The sequence below is a fragment of the Pseudomonas sp. AL03 genome (assembly GCF_029960815.1).
GTDB lineage: Bacteria > Pseudomonadota > Gammaproteobacteria > Pseudomonadales > Pseudomonadaceae > Aquipseudomonas.
Map to the genome: position 1 here is coordinate 1 of NZ_JASBRE010000069.1, position 2,377 is coordinate 2,377.

A 2,377-nucleotide genomic window follows, 5' to 3' on the forward strand; every position below is an offset into this window, starting at 1 on the left:
GTAAGCGGATGGGCAACACACCTTGCGTAGCTCAGGCAGGCGCCCACTGATGTGGAAGTAGCTGCTCAATGTCACTCGCCCGCTGCGTCGGCAACCGCGTCAGCACATCTTTGAGATAGGCATATGGATCGTGCCCATTCATGCGCGCTGACTGGATCAAACTCATGATCGCAGCCGCCCGTTTGCCGCTGCGAAGCGACCCCGCAAACAACCAGTTGGAGCGTCCAAGTGCCCACGGTCGGATCTGATTCTCGACGGCATTGTTGTCTATGGGCACAGCCCCATCTTCCAGGTAGCGCGTCAGCGCTACCCAGCGTTTAAGGCTGTAATCCAAAGCTTTGGCCGTTGCCGAGCCGTTGGGCACAATATCGCGCTGGGTCAACATCCAGTTATGCAGCGCTTTCGCCAATGGTGCTGCCTTTTCTTGCCGTATTCGCCAACGATCCTCATCACTCATATCCCGCGCTTGGCGTTCAACTTCGTACAAACCACCAATCGAGTGCAGCGCCTGCTCTGCCAACTGACTTTTATTTGCCACGTGCAGGTCGAAAAACTTGCGGCGGGCATGAGCCATACAGCCGATTTCGATCATGCCTTTCTCAAAACCAGCCTTGTAGCCAGAGAAATCGTCGCAGACCAGCTTGCCGTTCCAGGAGCCGAGAAAGTTACGTGCATGCTCACCGGCGCGACTTGGGCTGAAGTCATAGACCACGGCCTTGAGCGCCGAAAAAGGCGTGGTGCAGTAGCCCCAAACATAAGCGCGGTGAGTTTTCTTCTGCCCGGGCGCGAGCATCTGCACCGGAGTCTCGTCGGCGTGGACAACTTGCTGCGTCAGGACAGCTTCTCGCAAGGCATCAACCAGTGGTTGAAGTTGTACGCCGGTCTGTCCTACCCATTGAGCCAGCGTTGAGCGAGGAATCGCTAACCCGGCGCGACCGAAGATTTTCTCCTGCCGATACAGCGGTAAGTGGTCAGCGAACTTCGCCACCATTACATGAGCCAGCAGGCCCGCCGTTGGGATGCCTTTGTCGATCACTTGGGCCGGTACCGGTGCCTGGATCAGTGTTTCGCACTGACGGCAGGCCCACTTTCCACGCACATGTTGCTCGACGCTGAATACGCCTGGCGTGTAATCCAGCTTCTCGCTCACGTCTTCGCCGATGCGCTGGAGCTGGCAACCGCAGGAGCACTGAGTGCTTTCTGGCTCATGATGAATGACGGTGCGTGGAAACTGCGGCGGCAACGGCGCGCGCTTTGGTTTTTGGCGCACATCTGCTGGAGCCGGAGCCGGCTGGAGTGCCGTCAGCTCGGCGTCGATAGCCTCAAGATCAGTGTTAAGCAGATCGTCGAGCAAGCTGCCTTGCTCAGGGCTGATCTGCTCGCTGCGCTTGGCAAACCTGTGCCGCTTGAGGATCGCGATCTCGTGAGTCAGCTGTTCGATGATGGTTTGATCGCGATGGATCTTTCTGCCCATGGTGTCGACCTTCGACATCAACTGCGCAGCGAGAGCGCGCAGCTGGTCGGGGGTCATTTGGTCGAGGTTGGGCAAGGAAGTCATGCCGTGGATTTTACCAAAGCAGACCGCCTACGGCAGCAGGCGCAAGCGTTAATTACAGCCTTTTTAAAGGATCGTGATTGCGCCGCCAGCGCCAACGCGCTGCCACGGCAGGCCAAGCACCAACACCTGAAGTTGTTCGCCATCCAGTTCCAGCTCGCTGCCTTGTCGAATGCCTGGCCAGTGGAATTTGCCTTGGTTCAACCGGCGTGCTGCCAGCCAGACGCCGATCCCGTCATGCACGAGAACTTTCATGCGATTGGCGCGGCGGTTGGCAAACAGATAAGCGCAGTGCGGCTTCGCCGCACCGAATACCTTAATAACTCTGGCCAAGGCGGTTTCGGTGCCTGCGCGCATGTCCATCGGTTCGGTGGCGAGCCAGATGGCGTCGATACGGATCATTGGGCAAGCTCGCGGATAAAACGGGCACACCCATCAGGATCTGAGGATGGCCACTTCACTGTGAGGTTTTGCTGACCGAAAGGAACCTCGATGGTGACAGAAACTGGCTGATTGGGCTGAATGACAGGCGCTAGCTTCATCGGAACGAAAGCGGGCAACGCGGGCACCTGATGATCACGGTAGATAGGTATCCACTTTCGAACCAGATTGGCATTGATGCCATGGCGCAGGGCTACGCTGGCTATCGAAACGCCCGGTTGCAGGCATTCCTGAACGATCTGGGCTTTAACGGGTTTGGGATAAGAGGTTCTTTGGCGCATGAAAATCCTGATGATAGGGGCAATGGTGTCCACGTATTTTTAAGTGGAGAACATCGCCCTTATTGCAGGGGTTTGATAGGTGACTTGGCCGGACGCTTAC

The 2,377-nt window shown here is 57.2% G+C and carries 4 protein-coding genes; 1 reads left to right on the forward strand and 3 read right to left on the reverse strand.

Annotated features, from left to right (window positions below; genetic code table 11):
• Positions 1 to 31: 31 nt before the first annotated feature.
• From QK293_RS27395 to QK293_RS27405, 3 genes are all read right to left on the reverse strand, one after another.
• Positions 32 to 1,558: an IS66 family transposase gene (locus QK293_RS27395; RefSeq protein WP_282383460.1), complete on the reverse strand. Its 1,527-nt coding sequence runs from the start codon at positions 1,556 to 1,558 to the stop codon at positions 32 to 34.
• Positions 1,559 to 1,621: 63 nt separating this feature from the next.
• The gene (gene tnpB / locus QK293_RS27400; RefSeq protein ID WP_348775359.1) at positions 1,622 to 1,957 is read right to left on the reverse strand and encodes an IS66 family insertion sequence element accessory protein TnpB; all 336 of its coding nucleotides are present in this window, start codon (positions 1,955 to 1,957) and stop codon (positions 1,622 to 1,624) included.
• On the reverse strand, positions 1,954 to 2,235 hold the full coding sequence (locus QK293_RS27405) for a transposase (RefSeq protein ID WP_282383466.1): 282 nt from the start codon (positions 2,233 to 2,235) through the stop codon (positions 1,954 to 1,956). The genes tnpB and QK293_RS27405 overlap by 4 nt, the downstream gene beginning before the upstream one ends.
• Here QK293_RS27405 and QK293_RS27410 point away from each other — a divergent pair.
• Positions 2,128 to 2,377: hypothetical protein (locus QK293_RS27410; protein ID WP_282383469.1), on the forward strand; the 250-nt coding region annotated here is incomplete at its 3' end. The two genes, QK293_RS27405 and QK293_RS27410, sit on opposite strands and share 108 nt — an antisense overlap.

Bases quoted from the DNA above. Each gene is read 5' to 3' on its own strand.
- QK293_RS27395 (WP_282383460.1), bottom strand. From the start codon at position 1,558: ATGACTTCCTTGCCCAACCTCGACCAAATGACCCCCGACCAGCTGCGC.
- tnpB (WP_348775359.1), bottom strand. From the start codon at position 1,957: ATGATCCGTATCGACGCCATCTGGCTCGCCACCGAACCGATGGACATG.